Source organism: Algoriphagus boseongensis (assembly GCF_004362805.1).
In the GTDB taxonomy this organism is placed as follows: Bacteria; Bacteroidota; Bacteroidia; order Cytophagales; family Cyclobacteriaceae; genus Algoriphagus; species Algoriphagus boseongensis.
The window spans coordinates 346459-371648 of the sequence record NZ_SNYF01000008.1 but is presented as its reverse complement, the minus strand read 5'-3'; the positions used below and the strand labels follow the sequence as shown (position 1 = coordinate 371648).

The following is a 25190-nucleotide window of genomic DNA, read 5'->3' as shown; positions in this document are numbered from 1 at the left end:
GATGCCTAGTTGATCCTCCAACTCCTTTTCCACAAGTAAAAGCCTTGGAAATCCGAGTTGAAGTTCAGTTTTACCTCGTAAATCGTAATTCTGAATTCTAGAATTTCAATATCCTCCCCACTTGATATAAGTCTCCAAGTCCTTATCTCCTCTACCGGAAAGATTGATTACAATGATATCATCTTTTCCATATTCGATCTGATTTAGGGCATAGATAGCATGAGCTGATTCAATTGCAGGGATTATTCCTTCCAAGCGACTCAACTCGATCCCTGCTGCCATAGCATCCTTATCTTCAACTGCCACAAATTCGCCTCTACCGATATCGAATAGATGCGCGTGAACTGGGCCGATTCCAGGGTAATCCAAGCCAGCAGAAATGGAATGTGGCTCCACTACCTGTCCATCTTCAGTTTGCATCAAAATCGTTTTGGATCCATGTAAAATGCCTGGAGTTCCAAGAGCAGTAGTAGCGGCTGATTTTCCAGAACTCACGCCAAGGCCTGCTGCTTCAGCGGCGACCAAACGAACTTCAGGAGTATTGTAATAATGATAAAAAGCGCCAGCAGCATTGGATCCACCTCCTACACAGGCAATAACTATATCCGGATTCTCTCTACCTTCTTTTTCCTTCAATTGCCATCTAATCTCTTCAGATATCACAGATTGAAATCTGGCAACCATCTCTGGATAAGGGTGTGGACCTACAACTGATCCAATGATATAGTGGGTATCGACTGGATTATTGATCCAAGCACGCATGGCTTCATTAGTGGCATCCTTAAGGGTTTTTGAACCGGAGGTAGCAGGAACCACCTTTGCCCCCAAGATCTTCATTCGCTCCACATTCGGTCTTTGCCTTGCAATGTCTATTTCTCCCATGTAAACCGTGCAGTCCATGCCCATCAGTGCACAAACCGTAGCGGTCGCTACCCCATGTTGTCCAGCTCCTGTTTCTGCGATGATTCGCTTTTTGCCCAAGCGCTTAGCTAACAAGATTTGACCTATGGTATTATTGACCTTGTGTGCACCAGTATGACAAAGATCTTCCCGCTTTAGATAAATTTTAGCGCCATATTTTTCCGAAAGCCGATTGGCTAAATAAAGAGGTGTTGGCCTTCCTACGTAGTCTTTTAACAGGCTTCGAAATTCCTTCTGGAAATCCTCAGAAGCCATAATCGCTTCATAATTTTCCTTTAATTCCTCCACATTGGGGTAAAGCATTTCGGGAATATATGCTCCTCCAAATTTGCCATAAAAGCCCTTTTCATCTACACGTATCATATTCTTCAAGTTGATAGTTAGCAGTCCATAAACTATGGACCCTCAGCTATGGTCTAATATTTTCTTTAAAACGCTTTAATTTTTCAATATTCTTGAGCCCAGGAGCAACTTCAAATTTGGAATTCAAATCCACTCCAATGAGTGTGGGGATTTCGGCTGCCAAAGCTAAAATTTCTTCCTCAATTCCCTCTTCCAAGCCTCCACCTAGTAGAAATCCTTTGTTGAAGGGATAAGTTTTCAAATAAGTCCAATCAAATCTTCTCCCTGTCCCACCATGGGAAACAGAAGCTGTATCAAAGAGAAATTTATCCACTAAAGACTCATACTCTTTAAGCCTATCCCACTCTATTTCCTCCTTCACCGAAACCACCTTCCAAAGTTCAACCTCAGTTTTGCTCGCCAACGATTTTACAAAATCCGGACTTTCCTGCCCATGCAATTGAACTGCGGAAAGCTTGAAATCCTGAATCTTGCGAAGTATTTCCTCTTCATTTTCGTTTACGAAAACCCCAACTTTTTTGACTTCCAAAGATGAAATCCAGGCTTGGTTTTCAAGCGAAACGAATCGTGGTGATTTAGGATAAAAGATCAAACCCATCCAATCGGGTTGAATCACTTTTATCAATTCCCGGATATTTTCCGGCTCCCGCATCCCGCAAACTTTGATTTCCATCAGGCTTGGCTAGGTTCGGATTCTTTGGATTTTAATTTTTTAAACTCTTTGATGAAATTGTAAGCTGCCTGCTCCGGGCGTGCTGATTTCATAAAGTTTTCTCCTATCAAAAACCCATCAAATCCAGCTTCGCTCAATTGGATCAAAGTTTTTGGATCAGAAATTCCACTTTCAGAAATCTTGACAAATGAGTTTGGTATTTGATTGACCAAAGCCAGTGAAGTATCCAGAGAAACCTCAAAAGTTTTAAGGTTTCTGTTATTTACTCCCACCAAATCCAATCCGTCGCAAAGGCTTCTTTCCAATTCCTCCCCATCATGAACCTCCATCAATACTTCCAATCCGAGGCTTTTGGCGAAATAGGCTAAAGACTTCAATTTTTCCGGTTCCAAAGCAGCAGCGATCAATAAGATGCAATCGGCTCCTATGGATTTAGCTTCAATGATTTGGTATTCATCTACTACAAAATCCTTTCGAAGGATAGGACAGAAGTTGAATTTCCGAGCAATTTTCAAGTCTTCATTTGTACCACCGAAATACTCTTTATCAGTCAAAATGGATAATGCCGAAGCCTCAGCTTGCATATATCCTATGCTTACTGTTTCCACACTTGCAGCTCCATTGATCATTCCCTTGGAAGGAGATTTTCTTTTGAATTCCGCGATAATACCGGACTTGTCAGGTTGGGTCACATATTTTTTCATCGAAACCACTGAACCAGGGAAATAAACACTCTTCTCGAGCAATTTCACTGGAACCAAGCTCTTCTTCTCCTCTACTTCTTTATACTTATCTGCGATTATTTTATCCAGGATATTCATTGTTTTAATCTTATGCTAGTGAAACTGTTGTTTTTGGGTTGACTAAGCCATTGAAAACTTTTAAAGCCTTTCCGCTCATCAAAACCTCCTCGGCTATAGCCACTGCTTCTGGAAAAGACAAAGCAGGATTTGCAGTGACCAAAGCTGCTGCAGAATTGGCTAAAACCACTTCATTTTGGGATTTGGAGCCTTTCCCTTTCAGAATATTTTCAAAAATCTTGGCTGATTCTTGTACTGTCTCCCCTCCTTTGATGCTTTCCGCGGTAAGCTTTGACAAGCCAATTTGTTCGGGCTGGAAAACCTTTTCTCCAGAATTAGAAATCATCTTGAAGGCCCCCGTGAGAGAAATCTCATCATATCCATCCAAGGCATGCAGAATGGAAAACTGAGCTTCAGATTCCTGATAGAGATAGGCATAAAGCCTTGCTAATTCCAAGCTAAACACGCCTACCAGTTGCTTATCCGGGAAACTTGGATTCACCATTGGACCGAGCATGTTGAAGAAGGTTTTCACCCCCAACTCTTTTCGGATCGGTGCAACATTTTTCATCGCCGGGTGAAAAAGAGGAGCATGTAAAAAACAAATTCCTGCCTCTTCCAATGATCTTCTGATCTCTGAAATATCATTGGTAAACTCATAACCAAAGTAGGCCAACAAATTAGAAGAACCACAAATGGAGGAAACCCCAGTATTTCCATGCTTGGCTACATTTTGCCCAGCACCGGCTACTACAAATGAAGACAAGGTGGAAATATTAAAGGTATCTTTTCCGTCTCCTCCTGTCCCGCAAAGATCCATGGCGTCATATTCAGCAATTTCGACAGGGATACAAAGTTCCAGCATCGCCTCTCTAAATCCTCTTAACTCCTCCACAGTAATAGATCGCATCAAGTAGACTGTCATAAAAGCAGCCACCTGACTGGAATTATAAGCTCCGGAAGCCAGATTTTTCAGGACTTCTTTTGACTCTTCTTGAGAGAGGGTTTTATGCTCTATTAGGTGATTAAGTACTTCTTTCATGGTTGGGTGATTTTGGGCAGAATCAAGATTCTAACCAATTCTGGACAATTTTTATTCCGTTTTCTGTGAGAATACTTTCTGGGTGAAACTGAACCCCTCTGACAGCAAAGGTTTTATGACGGACCGCCATGATTTGTTTGTCTGGAGTGCGGGCGATCACTTCCAGTTCAGGAGATAGAGTTGATTCATCAATAACCCAAGAATGATACCTTCCAATCTTAAAGGTATCCGGCATGCCTTCAAATAAAAGATCCTTTTCTACTTTCACCGTAGAGGCAACACCATGAAGAACTTCGGAGAGATTTATCAAACTTCCTCCAAAAGCTTCCCCAATGGCCTGATGTCCAAGGCAAACACCTAGAATCGACTTAGTGGAAGAATACCTTTTCAACAACTCCGGCATAATCCCCGCCTCCGAAGGAACCCCTGGACCAGGAGAAAGAATGATTTTATCATATTGAGACACATCTTCCAGGGAAATCTTATCATTCCTAAAGACATCCATCACCTCCGCATAGCCTAATTGTCTGACAATGTAAACCAGATTGTAGGTGAAGGAATCGTAATTATCAAGTACCAGTATTTTCATGGTTCAATAGGTTCAAATATTTTCTGCCGCTCTAAGAGCCACTCGCAGTGCCTCCAACTTATTGGCTACTTCTTGGAGCTCTGAAGGAATGGAAGATTTAGCGACAACTCCTGCACCAGCCTGAAAACGGAGTTGATTATTTTCAGAAACAAAAGACCTAATCAAAATGGCATGATTGAAGTCCCCGTTAAATCCCAGATAACCAATCGCTCCTCCGTAGAATTGGCGGCTGATATTTTCCAATTCATCAATTAACTGCATTGCACGGTATTTTGGAGCACCAGAAAGTGTGCCTGCAGGAAAGGTATCGGCAACCAATTGGAGCGGATTTGCTCCGGCAGGTAATTCTCCGGTAACCTTCGAAACCAAATGAATCACATGAGAATAATATTGGATTTCTTTAAATACCTCCACATTTACAACATCTGAGGAACGGGACAAATCATTTCTGGCCAAATCCACGAGCATCACGTGCTCGGAATTTTCCTTGGGGTCATCATAGAGCTTTCTAGCTAAAATCGCATCCTCTGCATCATTGCCTGTTCTTCTGAAAGTTCCGGCGATAGGATAGATTGTAGCCTTTTTGCTTTTGACTACAATCTGAGCTTCGGGAGAACTTCCAAAAACCTTAAATGATCCGTAATCAAAATAGAATAGATAGGGAGAAGGGTTTACTGATCTGAGCGCACGATAGACATTAAATTCATCGCCCTTAAATTCAGTGGTAAATCTTCTGGAAAGAACTATTTGAAAAACATCTCCACGAAAACAATGCTCCCGACCTTGATTCAGAATTTTCAAGAATTCCTCATCCGTATAGTTTGATACCTCCTCACCAACTTTTTTGAAGGAATAGGCTGGAATGTTTTTGTTGTTTAGTAATTGTTCTATCTCTGAGATATACTCAGGGTTATCAGCCCCAGCAACCCGATGTTCGAATAGGTGCAATTCGTTTTTGTAATGATCCACCACAATGATGTTCTGATACATCGAATATTGCATCATCGGCACATCTGAAGGTTTGGTTTTACTGAGTTTGATGTCTTCAAACCATGCTACTGTATCATACTGGATATAACCAAAAAGCCCATTAGTACTGAATTTCAGGGTGTCTGGAGTTGGATCAAATTTATTTCCAAAAGCCCGCAAGCAATCCATTAGCCTATTTTTCTCGGATACTTCATATTGGACGGTCTCACCTGTTGGTAAAAACTCTTTGACAGTTCCTGCATTAAAGCTAAAGGTGGCGAGAGGATTGAAACAGATGAAAGAATAACTGTTTTCCTGCCCATGATAATCGGAACTTTCCAGCAAGATCGGATTGGCAAAACGATCCCGAATCTGCAGATAAATACTCACAGGCGTAATCGTATCAGCGAGTCGCTTTCGATAAGTAGTCAGAATTGGAAATTTCAAATGGTTCATTCGAGGTTATTTTTTGACATGAAAAAAGGCTTACTGGGAAATCCAGTAAGCCTTTGATACTATGTGTTGCGCAAAATTAGGCAACGGCTTGCTGTACTTTCCCTTGGAAAGATTCAGAATGCCACCACCAGTATTTGTTTGCGATTGTTTTCATAAGATTGAGACAAATTTAGGAACAGATCGGAATCCACAAAATCTCATTCTAATTATTTCGGGTTATTTTTGAAAAAAAATTAAGTTGACATCAATGGCAAAGGCAATTTCTCAGTATTTCAAGCGGATTTTTGAAGATTATCAGGTTTTGGTTATGGTCAACCCAGGGGATTGGACTGGGATTGAACTTATTGTTCATCCTGATGGAAAGATTGAGAAAACAGAAATCGAAGCCGACGAGGAAATTTTTGATGACCTTAAAGAAGATGAATTCCAACCTTGCAGCCCTTTGGAATTCCAGCTTCTCTTGTCAAAAGCCTAAACCTCGGAATTAATTGTTCTTGAAGCTAAGTAGGGTAGCCATTCTTCCGCTCTCCGCTCCGCATATTCGGCTAAAAAGTGAGAAAGTGAGGGTTTGAAAGGCTCTGATCTCAACACCAAGCCTGCTTGCTCCGGAGTCTTGTCACCTTTATTGACATTGCAGCGATTGCAGGCTGTGATGAGGTTAGTCCACGTGGTTTTGCCTCCTTTAGACCTTGGGACAATATGATCAATAGTCAAATGTCTTTTGCTTCCACAATACTGGCATTCTCCTTTATCCCTACGAAAGAGATTCATTCGATTCAGCAAGACTCCTCGATAAGGGATATTTTTATAATGCGTGAGTCTGATTACGGCAGGATATTCAAAACTTCTGCTGACAGTTCGGATTTCCAATAAATCATAAGTGGAAAGCACGTTTGCTTTTTCTAGCAAAACCAAAACAATAGCTTTCTGAGGACTAACCACAGCTACTGGCGAATGATCTAAATTCAGTACCAAAACTCTCTTTTCCATTCCCTTATCCTAAAATAGATCTTGCATCGAAAACCACCTGTTCGTTTGAATTGTTTCTCAGAAAGTCTTCCCATTCATCCAGATCAGAAACTTTCATTTTATTGTCCATCCAGAGGATTTCTTCGGCTCCAATAAAAATTCCAAAATGGGATTCCTTTTTTTCTAAGTCTCTGAAAATAAAAAGATCTCCCGGAACTACCTGCTCTGGCTCCACACTTTTCCCAGGAATTTTTCCAGAAATCCAAGAGTAGCCAGCAATTCCATAAATCAGTGCAAATCCCAATTCTTCATCCAAGCCAAAAATACTTCTCCCCCCGGCTTGAAATGGTGCATTTAAATAGCGGAGTGCTATTTCCAGAAACTCCTCCCGACTTGCTTTCAAGGCATGGGGACGATAATTTCCGGTAAACCCAATATGATCCTGCCAATTGAATAATTCTACTTCAGAAAAATGAAGTCGGCTACCGGGAAGTAAATAAAGGTTTGTCCCTAAATATTCGATTGCAGCAATCGGACTGGTTACGACCTGAAAATCCTGATTGGAAAATTTCTGATATTCTTCTCCTGTAATTTCTTTGATGAGTTTAGCCCAAACCCATCCCCCTATTCCGGTATCCTCATGATAAACCCTGAACCATTCCCGATCAGAAGTCAGTCCGACTATTTGGTAGCATTCGCCAAAAAGTAATTGAGTAACTAGCGCAGAATCAAAAGTGGGTTGCCGATAAACTGGTAAAATTGTCTGCCGACAAATCCCATAAGCATCAATCAAAGGCCATTCTTTGGAGCTCCCTTTTTGCATCTTTTTCCTTCAGGTCCTGTCTTTTATCGTGGAGTTTTTTTCCTTTGGCCAAGGCAATTTCCATTTTGGCTTTGCCTCGGTCATTGATAAATATACGAACCGGAATGATTGCAAGCCCCTTTTCAGCCGACTTAGTTTCCAGCTTTTCTAATTCTTTTTTATTCAGCAGGAGTTTTCTTTCCCTTACCGCATCGTGGTTATAGCTAGCTGCCATACTGTAGGGAGAAATATGCATTTGCCTGATGTACAATTCTCCCTGATGAAAAACACAATAAGCCTCTGTCAAGGAAACTTTCCCCTCCCGAATGGACTTGATTTCCGTGCCTTTCAGCATCAGTCCAGCCACATAGGTATCAATGAACTCGAATTCAAAACTCGCTTTCTTGTTCTTGATATTGACTGACTTTTCGAATCTATTTGGCTTAGCGGACATTTCAGAATTTCATTTTTGCCAATGGTGTGACATCCATACCGACAAATTCACCTTGAAGGTACTTGTAATGCGCTGCCATTGCAATCATAGCGGCATTATCTGTACAATATTCGAATTTAGGGATGTAAAGGTTCCAGCCTTTTTCTTTGGCTAATTGGGTAAGGGTGTTTCTCAAACCTGAATTTGCAGATACTCCACCTGCAATGGCGATTTCCTTGACCTTATATTCTTTGACTGCCTCTTTCAGCTTGATCAATAACATTTGGATCAAAGAATATTGAATGCTGGCACAGAGATCATTCAAATTCTCCTCGATGAATTTCGGGTTTTCCTGAAGTTTATCCCGAAGAAAATAAAGTACTGCAGTCTTGATTCCTGAGAAAGAATAATTCAATCCCGGCATTCGGGTGATTGGGAACTCAAAAGCTTTAGGATTTCCTTCCTTAGCATGCTTGTCAATTAAGGGACCTCCCGGATACGGCAACCCGAGGAGTTTGGCAGTCTTATCAAAAGCTTCACCCACCGCATCATCTTGAGTTTGGCCGATTACTTCCATTTGCAGGTAATCTTTCACCAACACAAGTTGCGTATGTCCCCCACTCACAGTCAGGCAGATAAAAGGGAATTTCGGTTTCGGATCTTCTATAAAATGTGCCAAAACATGCGCCTGCATGTGATTCACATCGATCAAAGGAATATTGAGCGATTGAGCAAAAGCTTTCGCAAAACTTACCCCAACAAGTAAGGATCCCATTAATCCAGGTCCTCTTGTAAAGGCTACAGCGGTAAGATCTGACTTGGAAATTCCCGAGGTAGAAATGGCTTCATGGATCACGGGAATTAAATTTTCCTGGTGGGCACGGGAAGCCAACTCGGGAACAACTCCCCCATATTTTTCGTGGACTGATTGTGTGGCCACAATATTATTAAGTACTTTGCCATTTAAGATAATAGAGGCAGAAGTCTCGTCACACGAGGATTCAATAGCTAGAATAGTAATATCTTTGGTACCCATTGGAAAAGAGCCCGAAAGTTACGGATTTTTTACACAAAGCTCTGCGAGTGCTGTCATGGGTGATCTTTTCTACCCTTTTATTGATTGTGACCTTGGCTTTGCTACTGCAGGTCACCTTTGTACAAAATTGGCTGATCGATAAAGTCACCGGATACCTCAATGATAATTCAGAATTTACTACAGAGATTGGCAAGATTCGCCTGACTTGGTGGGATGCTCTTGAATTGGAAAATGTAAGAATCACAGATCCTCACGACAGTCTGATGATTGGGGCAGAAAAAGTCCACGCAGACTTTGCCTTGCTGTCTTTATTGCCTCCTGGAGATCCTGTCATTGATCAGGTGCGCTTGGAAAAAGCGAGAGTAAATCTCCTAACCCATCCGGGGGATAGTGTGATGAATATCAACCTGTGGACCACTGAGCTAAGCGAACTTTTCGGTTCATCGGATACTACCTCTTCTACTGCCAAATTCTACATCAGTAAAATTGAACTTCGGCAATCGGAATTTTCTCTAATTGATTACAATGTTGCGCCTGTAGCCGAAGGAATGGATTACAGTCACCTTCAATTCATTGAATTGACGGGGAACGCTGAGGATTTCAAATTGGAGGGTTCACAGATTGGAATCAAGCTGAAAATGCTTTCAGGTGTAGAGAAAAATTCCGGCTTAAAAATCCAAGAACTTAAAACTGATCTTACCTACGATCCGAAATTTTTAGAATTGGCTAATCTCAGTTTAAAAACTGAAAAGAGTCATATCAAAAACTACTTGCGGCTCGATTTGATAGGACCTCAAGGCTATTCCGAATTTATGGATCAGGTCAAAATCACGGCAAGGTTGGAAGAGACCAAAATCTATGTGAAAGACTTGCAACTCTTCGCTACAGCATTGCCAGAAATTGAGGATGAAATCTTCCTCAGTGGAGAGGTAATAGGACCTGTTTCTGACATCAAATCAGATGAGTTTTTAGTCAGGCTAGGCCAAAAAACTGCAATTTTTGGATCTTTCTACCTAGATGGTCTTCCAGATTTTGAAAAGACCTACCTTAATCTTTCACTGAAAAATTCTGTGGTTTCCTCTAGAGACCTTTCCCCTTATTTACCTACCTCCATCCAAAAGGAAATCAATAAATTCAACCTGATCAGATTTGATGCAGATTTTACCGGTTTGCCTTCCAGGTTTACAACCAATGGTAAATTTCAAACCAGTATTGGGAACCTCACGGGTCGGGTGAATTATGACATGGTCAAAGACATTCCTACAATCGTTTCAAATGTTAAAATCCAGAATTTGGATTTGGGAGTACTTGCTGAAAACAAGGAACTCTTGCAGAAATTATCTCTTGAAGGAAGAGTGAATTTAAAGGGTAATTCGATCGAAAATCTAGTTCTGGACCTTGATGCCAGAATAAGTCAAATTGGAATAAATGGCTACAACTATACCCAAATCCGAACTGACGCAGCTTACGGATTGGACCTTTTCAGAGGTAATTTGACCATCAATGATCCGAATTTAAAAGCCTCTCTGAAAGGATATTTTAACCTGAAAGAATCCATCGATTCTGTTCAGATGATAGCATCAATAGATACGGTGTTTTTAGATCAAATCAATTTAACAGAAAAGCCTGCTTTTATATCAGGAAAGGTTGACATTAACACCAAAGGAATTGAGCTGGATGACATTCAAGGAATTGTAAAACTCACCGATATGAAAATCGGCTATGAGGACCGTTTCTTGGAACTTGGCAGCGCATTTTTCCAGTCCCTTTTCGCAGGTGGTACCCGGACTCTTTCTCTCAATTCTGATTATGTCGTAGCGGCAGCCTCTGGACAGTTTAACCTGGATCGGATGTCTCGGGACCTGCAAATGCTGGGAAGTCAATACTTGGCTATTCTTCTAAATGAACCTCAACCAGTGGCCAACCTAGAGGAGTTTTTCTCCGAAAGCTACAACCTAGACTTAAATGTCAAGATGCTGGACATTAATCCTATTATTCAGCTTTTTGAGCCGAATTTGAGGATTTCAGAAAATACCATTCTGGAAGGGGCATTTTACCAAACCCCGGAAAATACGGTTTTCAACTTTTTTACCAGCATTGACCAGCTTGATTTCAATGGCAATACTGCAAAAGCAATTAACATTGACTTTAACACTTCCAAGCTGATAAACAGTGAGGATATTTTGGCCTCTTTTTATGTGTATTCTAAGGAACAGTCGGTTCAGGAAAAACTCAACTTCACCAATTTTGGGTTTGAGGCTATTTGGGATAGGGACAACCTAGATATCCAACTGAGTTTGGATCAGGATTCCACACAGAGTAAAGCTAGAATCAATGCGGAAGCGGCATTTTCGGCAAACTCCACCAGATTGAAATTTAACCCCTCCTTGCTTCAGGTTTTAAATCGGGAATGGCAGTTTGACAGTCAAAATCAAGTCACCATCTCAAATGGTGAGATTCAAATCGAAAACCTTAAAATCTTCAATGATGAGCAGTTTTTGGCAATAGGTGGAAAGATTAGTCCTAATCCATTGGACATACTTAAAATTGATATTAGCGAGGTAAATATCGATATCCTCAATACGGTCATACCCTATGAGTTTGATGGAATAGCCAATGGGTCAATTTTGCTTTCGGACTTGATGAATCAGGCAAAAATTAAAAGTGTTTTGACAATCAAGGATACAGAAATAAACCAATTTCCTGTTGGAGATCTGGCAGCACGAGCAGACTTGGATGAATCCAATCTGATTTTATCAGTGGAAAATGAATTCCTTGGTTCCAAGAAAATTGATATCAATGGAATCATAGGTCTGGAATACAACACCTTGGACTTGGAGGCTAGGCTGGACGCCGCCAACCTGGTAATCTTCGAACCCTTCCTTTCCAAATACATCACTCAGTTAGGTGGTACGGTCACGGGAAATCTTCAGATCAGAGGAAGTTTATCCAGCCCAGAGGTAATCGGTTCGGGAAGACTGAATGAAGCCAAATTGCATATCAATTACCTAAATACCTCCTATTTAGCTGACGGTAGTATTCTTTTTCAGCCAACTCAAATCAGCTTTAGGGATCTCGTCTTTAGAGATGTCAATGGAAACAGGGCAACTTTTACAGGTGGTCTGAACCATCAAGGTTTTAGCAATATTTATCTGGATATCAATTCCAGATTGACAGGTTTCCAAGTATTAAATACAACAGCTAGCGACAATGAATCCTTCTTTGGGACTGCCTATGCGACAGGAACACTTTCAGTAAGAGGAAGCACTAATAATCTGGACATCACAGCAAGAGTTACCTCCGATCCAAATACCAGAGTCTATATTCCTTTGACAAGCAGCAACGATCAGTTCCAGGAGGAATTTATCCAGATCATCAATATTCAGGACACGGTACGGATCAATGCTTTGGCTGAGGAAGTAAACCGTCTGGATATCCAAAACATCCAAATGAATTTTGTAATGGATGTGACCCCGGATGCTTTTGTGGAGATCATCATTGATCCTAAAACCGGGGAAAGTATTCAGGGAAGAGGTCGTGGGGTTTTAACCATGAATATTGATACCCAGGGTAATTTCGGACTATCGGGAAATTATGAAATCACCCAAGGGAAATATAATTTCTCCCTCTACAATGTGGTGAAAAAGGAATTTGACATAGAAGCGGGAAGCCAAATCACCTGGTTTGGAAATCCTTATGAGGGAATCATGAATATCAGGGCAGTCTATGATGACAATGTTTCCCTACAGCCTCTTTTGACTAATACCACTGGTTCGGAAAATAGCCAAATGAGACGACGCTATCCTCTCAAGGTGACTATGAATTTGGATGGAGAACTCATGTCACCAAACATCTCTTTTGGTTTTGATTTTTCTCAATATCCTTCAGGAGGCGATGTGCAGACCACGATTTCGGCATTTCAGAGCCGAGTCGCTTCGGATGACCAGGAGATGAATCGGCAGGTATTTTCCGTTATTATGACCCGGCAGTTCTCACCTCCAGGCCAATTGTCAGGGGTTTCCAACATTTCATCCAGTTTAAGTAATCTACTCTCTTCCCAGCTGAACACGTTCATCAGCCAAATGGATAAGAATCTGGAAATCAATATCGACTTGGCAACCTTGGATCAAAACACATTAGAAAATTTCCAGTTGAGCGTAGCCTACACTTTCTTGGATGGCAGATTGAGAGTATCAAGAGATGGAGGATTTACTGATAATCAGGGAAATGCAAGCGCCGCTTCAATCATCGGAGATTGGCAGGCGGAATATATGTTGACTGAGGATGGGGTTTATCGATTAAGGGTCTTCAATCGAAACAATTATAATACATTCACCTCACTTTCCCTTTCCCAAAACCTTCTCACTTACGGAGCTTCGGTCACACAAAACGTTTCCTTCAACTCCTTTTCAGAACTCTTCAAGAAAATAACGGGTAAGAAAGCTGCTAAAATGACCATCAACGATACGGATGATTTTCTTCGCCAGGATTACCAAAAGGATGGAAATTGGAAACCTATAGATCTGGAAAAACTTCCTTTGAATAAGGAAAATCCAAGCCCAGTAATCCAGGAGAAAACTATTCCTAGAAAAGAAGATTTTTAAACAATTACCCGATAAATTCTTTTTCCTTTAAAAAAAGAAAATGAAAAAGATTACCCTATTCTGGTTTCGCAGGGACCTTCGCTTAGAAGACAACACTGGTTTATTTTATGCCCTACAACAAGAAAAAGATATTCTACCTGTTTTCATTTTTGACTCCCACATTCTTGACAAGCTTGAAGACAAGGAGGATGCTAGGGTTGAGTTTATCCTAAACCAGCTTTTGGGAATTAAGGAAAAACTGGAGCAAAAAGGCAGTTCTCTGCTAATCCGACATGGCAAACCTGAGAATGTCTATTCGGCATTAGTAGAAGAATTCGATATTCAGGCCGTGTACACTAATCGGGATTATGAACCCTATGCAAAGGAAAGAGACCAGAAAATCGAGAAGTTGCTCAAATCAAAAAACATCCCTTTCCTAACTTTTAAAGATCAAATGATTTTTGAGCCCGGAGAAATCCTAAATGGATCCGGGGAATTCTACAAAGTATTTACCCCATTTAGTAAATCTTGGCTGGAGAAATTCAAGCAGAATTCTATTCAGCCTTTGGAAGAAGCAAACTGGAAAAATTTATTTCAAACCTCAGCTCTTCCTAAGGTGAGCTTGGAAGATTTGGGATTTCAGAAAACCCAAATTGAAATTCCTTCTAAACTGGCCGATCAGGAAATCATCAGACATTACGATAAGACCAGAAACTTCCCTGCAATAGATGGCACATCCAGATTGGGAATTCACCTCCGTTTCGGAACGATTTCTATTCGAAAACTTGCCTTAAAAGCTTTTAAGCTCAATGAAACCTTCCTCAATGAGCTGATTTGGAGGGAATTTTACATGATGATTTTGGCTTTCAATCCACAAGTAATAGATAAAGCTTTCAAGCCAGCCTACGATAGAATCCCGTGGAGAAATAATGAACAGGAATTCGAAGCATGGTGTGAAGGTAAAACCGGTTATCCCATCGTAGACGCGGGAATGCGAGAACTCAACTCCACCGGATATATGCACAATCGGGTAAGGATGATCGTAGCTTCATTTTTGACCAAGCACTTATTGATTGATTGGAGATGGGGAGAGCGATATTTTGCCAAAAAATTACTCGACTTTGAACTTGCCTCTAATAATGGGGGTTGGCAATGGGCTGCAGGTACAGGAACTGATGCCCAACCTTATTTTAGGGTATTTAACCCAGACTCTCAAACTGAGAAATTTGACAAAGACCTCAAGTATATCAAAAAATGGGTGCCTGAAATCGGTACTTCATCCTATCCAAAACCCATTGTAGATCATAAATTTGCCCGACAAAGAGCAATCGATACTTACAAAAAAGCATTAGAATAAATGAACATTGGCGACAGAGTCCGACTCCTACACGGTAAAGAAGAAGGGATAATCCGAAAAGTTTCTTCTGGAGGGAGGATTGAAGTGGAAATAGAGGACGGATTTGTCATTCCTGCCATGAAATCCGAGGTGGTTTTGATTGCGGCTGCCGAGAAATCTTATTTTGGAGAAAACCCAAATCCCGAAAAAGAAACAGAAGCTCCTCTGCCTATTTCAGCTCCAAAGGACCAAGGGCTTTATTTGGCATTTCTTCCGATCAATGATCAAAACCATAGTATTTATCTGATCAATGATAGTCGGCAAAACTATTTGGCTCACGCCTCTGAAGTCTATGGGGATAATACCAGGACACTTTTTGCGGGAAATCTTTCTTCTGGAGAAGCCAAAAAAATCGATGATCGAATGCTCAAAGAGATGGATCAATGGCCTGCATTCTTGCTCCGATTTATCCCTATCCAGAATAAATTGGAAAAGGCAATCGCACCTTTTGAAAAGCAACTGAAAGTGAAGCCAACCCAATTTTTCAAGCATTTGAGTAAAATGCCAATTCTCGGCAAAAACGGTTATTTGTTTGCTTTGGAACAAACCACCAAGGAGCTCGACATCAGAAGTCTCAATTCTGAGCTTCAGGAAATTGTGGCCACACCAAAACCTACTCCAGTCCAAAAACCTCCCAGATCCATTGACTTGCATATTGAGGAGCTACATCCCAATCCGGAAAAATTGAGCAATTCGGAAAAAATGAGAATCCAATTGGAGATTTTTGAGAAAAATCTAAATCAGGCAATTGCCTCTGGAATGGACGAAATAACCTTTATTCATGGTTTAGGGAATGGGGTACTTAGAAAAGAAATTCACAAGCGATTAAGTCAATTAGGAAATATTAAGTACTTTCAGGACACTCAGAAAGACCAGTGGGGCTACGGTGCCACACTGGTGAGAATTTCCTAAGTATGCAGGCAAAAACATCCCCGGTATTCCAAATTTTTGAGCAGCAGCATCAAGAGGCGAGAGCACTATTTCTCGTTTTAGGAAAGCAGATTAAATCCAAGAAAGCCATCGAGCTCCTGGGCAAATTGGAGTTTTTGGAATTGTACGCTGATCTTTTGTCCAAAATCTATTTCGGGAAAGAAAACCTGGGAACCAACCTCTTTTCTCCTTTCAAAAAACTTAAAAGATCACTTCGTGTAATCCAGCACCTCAAGTTGGTCGAAAAAAGCATTCAGGAAAAAACAACACTGAGTGCGGTGAAAATGGATAGTTTTTCGGATTACCTTCTTTCTCAAAAGCGAAAAGGCCAAAAAGATGCCTTTGATTTGATGGTGGGGAGTCCCTTAAAAATCTGGGAGGATTTGCTTGACAAAACCTATGAAAGTAGCAAAGGCATCAAACCCTTAATGATCAGTACCGCTATCAATCAACTGGTTCAGGAAGAGTTGGAATTCTTACACCAGGATATCAGGACTCCACTGAGTACCCAGGCTTTTTCTCAGCTATTTGAAAGTTTAAGAAGGATAATTATGCTGGAAAACTTTTTGGTACACCTTGGCTTCAATCCGATTTTCATCAACCAAATCCACCAAGAAATTCAGTCGCTCAAGGAAAATCTCAAGCCTTGGTACACCAATCATTTGACTTTGCAAGCCTTGTCGGCTTTTCTTGCTGAAAGAGAAAACCCCTCCAAAAAATATCTCGACTGGGCAAAAGAACTTCGGGTAGAAAAGAAAGGCCTGTCTTCCCAAATAGAAAAACAGGCCATCCAATTACTTCAGAAAATTTCTTCCTGATTAGATTTTAGCCAAAGCTTGCGCTAGGTCATTCTTCAAATCCTCAGCATCCTCCACACCGACACTTAGTCGGATCAAGGAATCCACCAAACCTACTTTTTCTCTTTCCTCCTTTGGGATTGAAGCATGCGTCATGCTTGCTGGATGCCCACAAAGAGATTCCACTCCTCCCAGGGACTCAGCAAGAGCAAACAGATGAAGATTCTCCATCACCTTTTTAGCATCCTCCAGCTTATTGCCAACCAGAGTAAATGAAATCATTCCTCCAAAATCTCTCATCTGGGATTTGGCAATGGAATGGTTTGGATGATCTTCAAACCCAGGCCAGTAAACCTTGGAAATTTTAGGATGGTTTTTCAGGAAAGCAGCGATGGTTTTACCATTTTGGCAGTGTCTCTCCATACGAAGATGAAGAGTCTTGATTCCTCTCAAAACCAAAAAGCAATCTTGAGGACCTGGAGTAGCGCCACAGGCATTTTGAAGAAAAACTAGCTTGGAAGCCAATTCATCGTCATTGACCACCAAAGCTCCCATCACCACATCGGAGTGACCTCCCAAATATTTGGTTACTGAGTGCATGACTATATCAGCACCTAAATCAAGAGGGTTTTGCAAGAAAGGAGAAGCAAAAGTATTGTCTACTGCTAAAATCAATCCATGCTTTTTTGCAACTTCTGAAACCGCCTTGATATCAATGATATTCATCATTGGGTTGGTTGGGGTTTCTACCCAGATCATTTTGGTTTTCTCATTCACATGAGAAGCAATGGTCTCTGGCTTATCCATAGGAACAAAATGGAATTTGATTCCATAGCGCTCAAAAACTTTTGTAAAAAGCCGGTAAGTACCTCCGTACAGATCATTAGTGGAAATGATTTCATCACCTGGGTTGAATAGCTTAACTACAGCGTCGATAGCTCCAAGTCCGGATGAAAAGCAGATTCCGTGTTTTCCGTTTTCCAGTGCAGCAAGGCTGTTTTGCAAGGCAGTTCTGGTAGGATTGTGTGTCCGGCTATATTCGTATCCCAAATGATCTCCTGGGGATTTCTGAACATAGGTAGAAGTCTGGAAAATCGGAGTCATGATTGCTCCTGTAGAAAGATCAGGACTGACACCGGCATGAATGGCTTTGGTACCAAATTTCATGGATAATGAATTGAAGCGTTGGATCTTAAAATTTCGAATTTTGGGCCAGTTTAGATTTCAAAGGGTGAAATTTCCAAACCTTATAGATTCTTGCCTAATTGGAGGCGTTTTCCCTACTTTAGCCCCGCAAAGATGTCAAAAAAGCCCAGCATTTTCAAACTTTTAGGTGAGTACTTCGGTACTCATCCCCAAGCCATAGCTGGGTGGTTTTGGGTCAGTTTCACCCCTTTTTTGGGATCCCTTTTGTTGATTTCCCAATACTTTTGGTTGGAGCAAATCACATTGGCTTCCATTTGGGATCACCTGATACTTTCACTTTTTCTTGCCTTGATTTTAGGCCTTGCTTTATTGCCAACTACCTTGACCTCTTTGGCTTGCGGATTCTTTTTGGGTTGGATAGGCTTTCCTGACCTTGTGCTTGGATACATTTTGGCGAATTGCTTGGGGTATTGGTTAGGGTCAAAACTCAATTCAGACTTTATGCCCCTCCTTTATCGAAAAAATTCTTCTTTAGAAAAGGAGATTGAATCTAGACTAAAGCAATCGGCAAGCCTCATTTTTTTCGTCAGAATCAGCCCTGTGATTCCATTTGCTATTTCGAATTTCCTCTTCGCCTCCTTGGGTGTTCCACTAAAAAAAGTCCTTTTGTTTGGGATACCTGGAATGCTCCCAAGAACCCTCATCGCTTTTATCACAGGAATGATTGCAAATTCATTCTTAGGAGCAAGAGAAGCCATCAATCATCCCATGCAATGGGTTATTTTGATTGTCCTGCTTCTATTAAGTACAGGGGGAATTTATTGGAGTTGGAAAAAAAACAAATCCTAACGTAACAGGTACATTTTACCATATCCCTTGGTAAATCCTCTATCACCTGCGGTAGGTCTATGTTCCATAAACTGCCCATTTTTTCGGATCAGTACCCGATAAATATAAACCCCATTTGCAAGTTGATCTCCAAACTCATCACGCCCATCCCAAGCATACTCTGTAATGTTATTTCCTATCCGGATAGGACCCAATTCATCCTGTAAAATTTCCCGAACCACCCTTCCAGTCACAGTTATGATTTGGATCTTGATCTCATCGGGAATTTCAGAACCGGTCAAAGTAAACACAAACCTCACCGAAGTGCTAAACGGATTCGGATATGGATAGAAATTACTGATTTGAGATTCATTGACTACTTCGAAAGTAATCTCATAGGGTTGATTTGAATTCTCATTGGTGATCCTTAGCGTATAAATTCCATCTTCCAAAGGTCCAGGGATAAAAGAAACCCTGAAATCTTCATTCTCTGACGCCGGGGACCAAGTTACGCTTGGGTTAGAAAAGTTGATCCGCTGGAATTGGCAGGCTTCACAGTTCTTCTTCAGGAAAATTTCCATGCCAACGGTGTCCTTTTTATAGAGCAAAGTCTGGTCATTTTTGAGCAAGGCGGTGATCATTACATTGGGAGAAACCAAATCCCCATCCATGATATAGACCCCATCAAAGTTTACATCCAAAAGAGAGGTGGAATTATCACCCTCCACGACAAAAGCCGTCCCTAGCTTGATCACATTATTTCTGAAGTTTTGCTCGCGCTGAATTCTCGGGTTGGCAAAAACCTCCAACTCGTTTTCTCCGGCTTTTCCAACACTGGAAAAATCAACGACAAACTCCAGCGATTCTCCAGCAGGTAGAGAAGGGAATTTCTTACTAAAATTCTCGACTTTTTTCGAGGTCAAATTGGTAATCTTCCAATCCACCTGAATCGAATCAAGAAAATTGTAACGGGATGCATTCCTGAAAACAAATCCGATTTGGGCATTCTGTCCTTCTCTCAAGCGAATGGGTTCACCAGGTGTTTTTTGAACCAAAACTCCTTCAGGAACACCCTCGAAATTCACCTGCCACTTGTCCAACTGCGCTGGAGCAGTAGAGGTCGAATCATCCATGCTATACTTGAGCCGGAGGTAAGGGTAATTGGTAGGATTGACGAAAGAAAGGTCTATTTCCTGATCCCTAACCTCAGAAAGAATCAAATCTTCTTGTCCATTTTCCCGAACACCCAAGATATCAAAATAGGTCTCCTCCTCTTGGATCCAGTTTCGGGTGTTGATGTTTTGGAAGAATCTTTCCCAAGTACTTGCCGGGCCAATTCTAGGAGTTAAAATGACTCCTTTGGTAATATACCCCTCTACTTGGGTATCGAATCTCAAGGTCTGCTGTCTGGCAGGAACTTCAAAATTTGGATTTCCTACAATTTCTATGGCTTCACCCGGCCTCATTCCTTTTCTTCCAAAAAGGATGTATGGATCACCATTACTCAAAGCTCTCAAAGTAGCCTCGCTAGCTCCAAATTGCTTTAAGCTTTCATAGGCTCTTTCAGGCCAAGCATCAAAATTCACATTCCCAACTGAGAAAATGACCACATAATCCCCATCTCTAACTGCCCTGACATAATCCTGAAGGAAAGTATTTCCGGGAGTGGTAATCCAAGAGTTTTGAATGCTTTGGATCATTTGAGGGACACGGCCACAAGCTCTGGCATCCAAGATGTCAAAGCCAGGAATAGGTATAGCCAGGTAAGGCAAAAGAGATTTAAAATCAAAAGAAACCATCCCAAGAGATCCATTTGGACAAAGCCTGCTGTTGGCATTGTTCGCATTATCGATGATTTGGGGAATTTGATTTAGGTAAAACTGGGTATTTCTAAAAGTCAGGGAATCAACCCCAGCTCCAACCGTAAACACTTCAATTACCGACTGTTGCTTTAAATATTCCCAAGTTTTGGTGTTTTCCTTGATCGAAAGATTATCCAGTTGATTCAACCTCAATTGGTCACCAACCCGCTGAGTCCATCCATTAGGTCCATTCGGGATAAAAGAAAAACTGCTAACCGTCCATGCCTCAGATTCTCCGGGAAGTGGTTCCTGAAACTTACTTCTCCAGAAATAAGTTGTGGAATCATTTCCAGCCGAAAGACTTACAGGCCACTCAGCCAATCCGGAAGTAGTTAAGCGTATTTCCTTTCTAAAGGATGAATTAAATCTGGCTGTAGTATCCAGCTGGATGATCAAGGTTCGGTTTTCCTTTAATTTTCCAGGTGCCTGGGTAATGAGTTTGATTTCCTTTTCATTGACTATTCCAAAATCCACTGGATAGATATTTACCGTGCCGCTTAGTGGGATAAATGCCGTATAGGAAATAGTATTATTCAAAAAAGTCATTTCATCCACCACTCGATTGGCGTTTACTGAAATGGTAAAAACGTTATCTCCGGCAGCTTCCAAATCAAGATTGGGAACGGAAAAGGTCAAGGTGTCCAGCCTCGAAACTGAGGCTATTTTCACTGGGTCAAATTGGATCTCCGTTCCATTAGGAAGTTTCCTTGATACCCGATATTCGATAGAATCAGAATTGGTGATTCCGATATTTCTAAGCGCAAAGCTAAGTTTAAGGCTATCTGAAATGGCTGAAAGAGGACTATCATCAAAAGTACCCAAGGATACTTCGCCTGCCTTCAAGGAATAATCCGGCTTATTTGCCGGAAACATTCGAGCACCAGGGTCACCCAACATGACCATCTGTTCCATATGAGAATAAATCAAAGGATTTTGCCCGTAAATTCTGAGGAAATCCTGCTCAGCTAATTGCTTGATCTCTCCTACTGTTTTATAGATCAGACTACTGTCCGCAAATGATTTTTTATAAAACTGATCTGAATAAAATCTCAGGTACACGTCTATACCAAGCGCAGTATTCGCCATGACATGAGAGGCACCTTTATCCGGAGTAATCACCCAATCTTCTCCTTGGGTATAAAAAGTCGAATATGCCTCCCCATAATCGCAGCCATTGAAAAGCATAACTGGGTATTTACCCTTATTGGCATAGCCTAAGGTTGGGTCTGAAGCAAATCCAATTTCAATGTCAATCACCGTGGGAGCACCATGGCCAAAAAAGGTCAAAAGGCTCTTCCCTGAATTCAAATCCCCGGTAATATCAATTACCTCAACTACAGAATTGGATCTCTTGCGGTAAGTTTTTACCGACCCACCGAGGTATGGGCCTTCTGCAATAGTTTTAAAGCTATTTAGAAAAGCAAAATAACGCTCCAGTTCAAATTCAGATAGGCCTCCACTTAAATGAAGAATCTCCTTTTGCCAGGGTTCTGTCGCTCCCAATAGATCTTTTTCAATTGCCTTACCCAAATAGTCTGAGAGCTGCTGGGAGTTTTTGGCAGGGATTCTTCCTACTGCCATTGCAGGCAATTCGGGATTTTGAGGGTCAAGGCCGACTACATAAGCATTATCAGAGTAAGGGAACCCTGCTACAGGCACCAAATCCTGAAAGGAAAATGCCGAGGGGCCATTTCTATAAAATACAGTTTGATTGTTTATTCTTCCTTGTGCAAAAATGGCCAAAGATCGAGCCGCCAAAAGAAGATGTGTAGGCTTATGGACTGGATAGTATGCTCTGAGGAATTCATAAAGCGCGACTGAAGATTTTTCCCCATACGCAAACTGGTCATAAATTTCCTCCATTCGGATGGTCAGCGTATCGAATCTTCCCCCTTCAGCGGATGCTCTATGAGCCGCATAAGCTTTTAAAGGATTTTGAAATTGCTTACTTGGCTTTTCAAGCTCACTATGCCCTACTAAAATAAAGTTTGCCGGCTGAGCCAAATAGTTTCTGAACTTAACCGGTTTCATTTGCCCAACCTGGATCAAGTTTTTCCTTTGTTGGATCCGGATTTTACTTGGCTTAGAAGTGACAGTTGCGACAAACCTAGCTACAGTTCCTTGCTTGGTAACAGGTATCCATTCTGCGTTGAAAAGATCTGATTCTTCTACGGCTACATATTCCTCCTGAACTTGATTAAGAACAACCTGCTGATTTCCTGTAGGGAAAATCATCACTTGAGAGGAAAAATCTCCAGAAGAAACATTTCTCCTAAAAGTGATTTTCGCATAAGCGACCGAGGTGTTGTCGGTAGCTTCAGGGCCATTTGAATTTACCCGTACCACCAAAGTCCCATTAGTGTTGAAATCGCTCATGGAAAGATTTAGACTCAACTGAGGGTATTCAAACCCACTGTAGTTTGTGGTAGTAAGAACCCGCTGACTAGACGCATTAGGGCCGACCGATATAACTGTTGAATGGGAGGACTCAGATCGGCCAACAAGTCCAATTTCCAAGGTGGCTGTCCCTGAATTTGGGATAGATCCAAGGTTCGAAAAAGTGAAGTCTCTACTCGCCCCTTTGCTGATTATTCCACTCATCCAGCCTTGCCCCAAATCGTAGGAAGACAACCTGAACCCAAAAGCATAAGCCCTTCCTAAGGAATAATTTTCTGAAAAAACCTGAAGTTGTTCTGTCTCAAAGCCATTGATTTGAGGTAATCCTACATTGGCCACTGGGCGAACCGACATCCTTTTTCCAGCCACTCCAGGTGTTACCGTAAGAAAGAAAGCAGTGGTATCCGTATAGGTATTGTAGTAGGGGTTAGGGATTTTTTCAAACTTGGTATACAGCTTTTTGTCCAGCTCAGCATCATTCCTTTTCCCCAAGAAATGAATCAAATCTCCAGCATCGAATTTTCCATCGTCCTGCCCCTCTATATGGACAGCCACTTCTTTTCCTCGATGAAAAATGCGGATAAAGCGTGGATCAAGAGTAGAAAGATTGATCCCAGAAGAAGTCAAAGCCTGGGAATTAATCTGATAAATGCCGTCTTGGGCAGTAGGAATCTTGTAATAGGTCGAGGAATAGTCGTACCAAACCGGTTCTGGAGCCTGTGCAAACCCCTGATTGAAAATCAGGAAGAAAAATAAAAGAAGAGTTATCCAACGCGATTTCATTGCCAAGCCTTAAATTTTTTTCCCTCGTCTTTTAACTTTTCCAAGCTCACTTTTACACTGAAAATGTGTGAATAAGGACTTTCTGAAACGTCCCCCAAATCAGATAGCGCATAATCGATCTGAAACCTTTCACTCAGCAAAACTCCCAAGCCAATGCTTGGAAGAAAGTCAAGACTTTCTTGTCCCTGAAAATCTTTGATGTACTGAAAATTGCTTAGCCCTCCCCTGAGGAAGGCCATTTGTTTATAACCCAACTCCAGGCCAATTCTTGGATCAATACTCAAAGTCTGAGAAGATATCAAGGTATTCCTGGCCCCATCAAAAGTTGTTTCCAAATCTAATGCAGTCAATAAGCCAAAGGATTTGCCCAAACTCCATTGGTAAGCGATACTTGCAATTGCCTTTGGCAAAGTGATTTCGACTGAATTGACAGGAATCTCATTATTGGTTTGGGAATAGATATCCCGAACCAAATCCGCATTATGGGACCAGGCATTATAAGTAGTGGTAATGTCTCTGAGCATCAGGCCAAGAGTCATTTTTTTATGGATGTAAATCCCTCCTAGGTCCAAACCAAAACCCCAAGCCTGAGCGAATTTCCCAACATTTCGGTGAATGATTTTAGCATTTGCCCCTACCTTAAGTTTGTCAGAAAAATCCCTGGCAAAGCTGAGTAACATGGCATAATCAGCAGCATTGAAAAACTGAATATTATCGTAATTCAAGGCTCCGTTTGCATCATATAAAAAACGCGTATCGGGAATATCGTCCACACCAAACCGAATCAGCGAAACCCCAATTTGGTTTTGATCTCCCAAGGAACTAGAAAATCCCAGGTAATCGTACTGGGCAATCCCTGCAAAATACTCAGCGTGCATGAGTGAAAATTCATATTTGTGGCGAATTCCAGCTAGGGCTGCAGGATTCCAATACGCTGCGGTCACATCTCGTACTGCTGCCACTTGGGCGCCACCCATTCCCAGAGCCCTCGCCCCAACTCCAATACTCAAAAATTCATTGGAATATTTAGGAGTCAGGTCTTGAGCCAAAAGCTCCGCCCCCGAAAAGAGTAAAATAACCTGGACAAAAAAAACGAGTAAAAGTCTCCTCAATGATTTTTTCACAACTACAAAATAATTCAATTTCCCTCCCTCTGCGAATTCCCTCTGTGAATTTAATCGATTCCCGAATAATTGTACACCAGCGGACACTTGGATGTTACACAGGGGGACATATTTTTTCTGAGTAGTAAAGCTTCAACTTTTACTTAGAAAAATTTCAAAAATTCTATTTTCAAGAGAAAATTAGCCTCCATTTCATCTAAACAGGCATTATTGGCCTAATGAGTGGAAAATTTATCCTGTCTAAAGCAAGGAATTAGGTTATACAAGGTAGCTTGGAAAAGATTGGTATCA

General features: G+C 41.4%; 19 protein-coding genes. 6 read left to right on the top strand and 13 right to left on the bottom strand.

Annotation, left to right across the window (positions count from 1 at the left end; genetic code table 11):
* Positions 1–105: 105 nt before the first annotated feature.
* Genes trpB through DFQ04_RS15390 form a run of 6 tightly spaced genes read right to left on the bottom strand, consistent with a single transcriptional unit; the run spans position 106 to position 5813 of the window.
* Positions 106–1284, bottom strand: coding sequence for a tryptophan synthase subunit beta (trpB, locus tag DFQ04_RS15415; RefSeq protein ID WP_133557483.1), 1179 nt, complete (start codon positions 1282–1284; stop codon positions 106–108).
* A 46-nt stretch (positions 1285–1330) separates the two neighbouring features.
* The gene (locus tag DFQ04_RS15410; RefSeq protein ID WP_133557481.1) at positions 1331–1957 is read right to left on the bottom strand and encodes a phosphoribosylanthranilate isomerase; all 627 of its coding nucleotides are present in this window, start codon (positions 1955–1957) and stop codon (positions 1331–1333) included.
* Complete coding sequence (trpC, locus tag DFQ04_RS15405; RefSeq protein ID WP_133557479.1) at positions 1957–2778, bottom strand: indole-3-glycerol phosphate synthase TrpC; 822 nt, start codon at positions 2776–2778, stop codon at positions 1957–1959. Before trpC ends, DFQ04_RS15410 begins: the two co-directional genes overlap by 1 nt.
* Positions 2779–2788: 10 nt before the next feature.
* Complete coding sequence (gene trpD, locus DFQ04_RS15400; RefSeq protein WP_133557477.1) at positions 2789–3799, bottom strand: anthranilate phosphoribosyltransferase; 1011 nt, start codon at positions 3797–3799, stop codon at positions 2789–2791.
* A 22-nt stretch (positions 3800–3821) separates the two neighbouring features.
* Positions 3822–4388, bottom strand: a complete 567-nt coding sequence (locus DFQ04_RS15395) for an anthranilate synthase component II (protein WP_133557475.1) — start codon at positions 4386–4388, stop codon at positions 3822–3824.
* 12 nt (positions 4389–4400) lie between these two features.
* Positions 4401–5813: an anthranilate synthase component I family protein gene (locus tag DFQ04_RS15390; protein WP_133557473.1), complete on the bottom strand. Its 1413-nt coding sequence runs from the start codon at positions 5811–5813 to the stop codon at positions 4401–4403.
* Positions 5814–6060: 247 nt separating this feature from the next.
* On the opposite strand from DFQ04_RS15390, the gene DFQ04_RS15385 reads away from it, so the two are divergent.
* Complete coding sequence (locus DFQ04_RS15385) at positions 6061–6288, top strand: hypothetical protein (RefSeq protein ID WP_133557471.1); 228 nt, start codon at positions 6061–6063, stop codon at positions 6286–6288.
* Here the strand turns inward: DFQ04_RS15385 and DFQ04_RS15380 are convergent.
* Genes DFQ04_RS15380 through tsaD form a run of 4 tightly spaced genes read right to left on the bottom strand, consistent with a single transcriptional unit; the run spans position 6285 to position 9053 of the window.
* Positions 6285–6803, bottom strand: coding sequence for an HNH endonuclease (locus DFQ04_RS15380; protein WP_133557469.1), 519 nt, complete (start codon positions 6801–6803; stop codon positions 6285–6287). The two genes, DFQ04_RS15385 and DFQ04_RS15380, sit on opposite strands and share 4 nt — an antisense overlap.
* A gap of 4 nt (positions 6804–6807) precedes the next feature.
* Positions 6808–7605 carry an SH3 domain-containing protein gene (locus DFQ04_RS15375; RefSeq protein ID WP_133557467.1) on the bottom strand — a complete coding sequence of 266 codons (798 nt, stop codon included), beginning with the start codon at positions 7603–7605 and terminating at the stop codon, positions 6808–6810.
* Positions 7568–8038, bottom strand: coding sequence for an SsrA-binding protein (smpB, locus tag DFQ04_RS15370; protein ID WP_133557465.1), 471 nt, complete (start codon positions 8036–8038; stop codon positions 7568–7570). The genes DFQ04_RS15375 and smpB overlap by 38 nt, the downstream gene beginning before the upstream one ends.
* Before the next feature lies 1 nt (position 8039).
* Positions 8040–9053 carry a tRNA (adenosine(37)-N6)-threonylcarbamoyltransferase complex transferase subunit TsaD gene (gene tsaD / locus DFQ04_RS15365; protein ID WP_133557463.1) on the bottom strand — a complete coding sequence of 338 codons (1014 nt, stop codon included), beginning with the start codon at positions 9051–9053 and terminating at the stop codon, positions 8040–8042.
* A 47-nt stretch (positions 9054–9100) separates the two neighbouring features.
* Between tsaD and DFQ04_RS15360 the strand changes: the two genes are divergently transcribed.
* From DFQ04_RS15360 to DFQ04_RS15345, 4 genes are read left to right on the top strand one after another with little or no spacing between them, the layout of a single operon-like run.
* A complete protein-coding gene (locus tag DFQ04_RS15360) occupies positions 9101–13657 on the top strand; it encodes a translocation/assembly module TamB domain-containing protein (RefSeq protein ID WP_133557461.1) in 4557 nt (1518 codons plus the stop codon).
* Between the two features lie 40 nt (positions 13658–13697).
* A complete protein-coding gene (locus DFQ04_RS15355) occupies positions 13698–14993 on the top strand; it encodes a cryptochrome/photolyase family protein (protein WP_133557459.1) in 1296 nt (431 codons plus the stop codon).
* The gene (locus tag DFQ04_RS15350; RefSeq protein ID WP_133557457.1) at positions 14994–15944 is read left to right on the top strand and encodes a Smr/MutS family protein; all 951 of its coding nucleotides are present in this window, start codon (positions 14994–14996) and stop codon (positions 15942–15944) included.
* A gap of 2 nt (positions 15945–15946) precedes the next feature.
* Positions 15947–16780, top strand: coding sequence for a hypothetical protein (locus tag DFQ04_RS15345; RefSeq protein WP_133557455.1), 834 nt, complete (start codon positions 15947–15949; stop codon positions 16778–16780).
* On the opposite strand, the gene DFQ04_RS15340 is transcribed toward DFQ04_RS15345, so the two are convergent.
* Positions 16781–17926: a cystathionine gamma-synthase gene (locus DFQ04_RS15340; protein ID WP_133557453.1), complete on the bottom strand. Its 1146-nt coding sequence runs from the start codon at positions 17924–17926 to the stop codon at positions 16781–16783.
* A 132-nt stretch (positions 17927–18058) separates the two neighbouring features.
* Between DFQ04_RS15340 and DFQ04_RS15335 the strand changes: the two genes are divergently transcribed.
* Positions 18059–18754, top strand: coding sequence for a VTT domain-containing protein (locus DFQ04_RS15335; protein WP_133557451.1), 696 nt, complete (start codon positions 18059–18061; stop codon positions 18752–18754).
* Here DFQ04_RS15335 and porU2 read toward each other — a convergent pair.
* Together porU2 and DFQ04_RS15325 are read right to left on the bottom strand one after the other, a co-directional pair.
* Positions 18751–23775, bottom strand: coding sequence for a putative type IX secretion system sortase PorU2 (gene porU2, locus DFQ04_RS15330; protein ID WP_133557449.1), 5025 nt, complete (start codon positions 23773–23775; stop codon positions 18751–18753). The two genes, DFQ04_RS15335 and porU2, sit on opposite strands and share 4 nt — an antisense overlap.
* Positions 23772–24887 (bottom strand): putative type IX sorting system protein PorV2, encoded by a 1116-nt coding sequence (locus DFQ04_RS15325; RefSeq protein WP_449353861.1) that lies wholly within the window; start codon positions 24885–24887, stop codon positions 23772–23774. The genes porU2 and DFQ04_RS15325 overlap by 4 nt, the downstream gene beginning before the upstream one ends.
* Between the last annotated feature and the right edge of the window lie 303 nt (positions 24888–25190).

Coding starts and splice junctions, on each gene's coding strand:
- DFQ04_RS15390 (WP_133557473.1), bottom strand. CDS start 5,813: ATGAACCATTTGAAATTTCCAATTCTGACTACTTATCGAAAGCGACTC.
- porU2 (WP_133557449.1), bottom strand. CDS start 23,775: ATGAAATCGCGTTGGATAACTCTTCTTTTATTTTTCTTCCTGATTTTC.
- DFQ04_RS15385 (WP_133557471.1), top strand. CDS start 6,061: ATGGCAAAGGCAATTTCTCAGTATTTCAAGCGGATTTTTGAAGATTAT.
- DFQ04_RS15345 (WP_133557455.1), top strand. CDS start 15,947: ATGCAGGCAAAAACATCCCCGGTATTCCAAATTTTTGAGCAGCAGCAT.
- DFQ04_RS15340 (WP_133557453.1), bottom strand. CDS start 17,926: ATGAAATTTGGTACCAAAGCCATTCATGCCGGTGTCAGTCCTGATCTT.
- DFQ04_RS15410 (WP_133557481.1), bottom strand. CDS start 1,957: ATGGAAATCAAAGTTTGCGGGATGCGGGAGCCGGAAAATATCCGGGAA.
- DFQ04_RS15350 (WP_133557457.1), top strand. CDS start 14,994: ATGAACATTGGCGACAGAGTCCGACTCCTACACGGTAAAGAAGAAGGG.
- trpC (WP_133557479.1), bottom strand. CDS start 2,778: ATGAATATCCTGGATAAAATAATCGCAGATAAGTATAAAGAAGTAGAG.
- DFQ04_RS15335 (WP_133557451.1), top strand. CDS start 18,059: ATGTCAAAAAAGCCCAGCATTTTCAAACTTTTAGGTGAGTACTTCGGT.
- DFQ04_RS15395 (WP_133557475.1), bottom strand. CDS start 4,388: ATGAAAATACTGGTACTTGATAATTACGATTCCTTCACCTACAATCTG.
- trpB (WP_133557483.1), bottom strand. CDS start 1,284: ATGATACGTGTAGATGAAAAGGGCTTTTATGGCAAATTTGGAGGAGCA.
- trpD (WP_133557477.1), bottom strand. CDS start 3,799: ATGAAAGAAGTACTTAATCACCTAATAGAGCATAAAACCCTCTCTCAA.
- DFQ04_RS15380 (WP_133557469.1), bottom strand. CDS start 6,803: ATGGAAAAGAGAGTTTTGGTACTGAATTTAGATCATTCGCCAGTAGCT.
- tsaD (WP_133557463.1), bottom strand. CDS start 9,053: ATGGGTACCAAAGATATTACTATTCTAGCTATTGAATCCTCGTGTGAC.
- DFQ04_RS15355 (WP_133557459.1), top strand. CDS start 13,698: ATGAAAAAGATTACCCTATTCTGGTTTCGCAGGGACCTTCGCTTAGAA.
- smpB (WP_133557465.1), bottom strand. CDS start 8,038: ATGTCCGCTAAGCCAAATAGATTCGAAAAGTCAGTCAATATCAAGAAC.
- DFQ04_RS15375 (WP_133557467.1), bottom strand. CDS start 7,605: ATGCAAAAAGGGAGCTCCAAAGAATGGCCTTTGATTGATGCTTATGGG.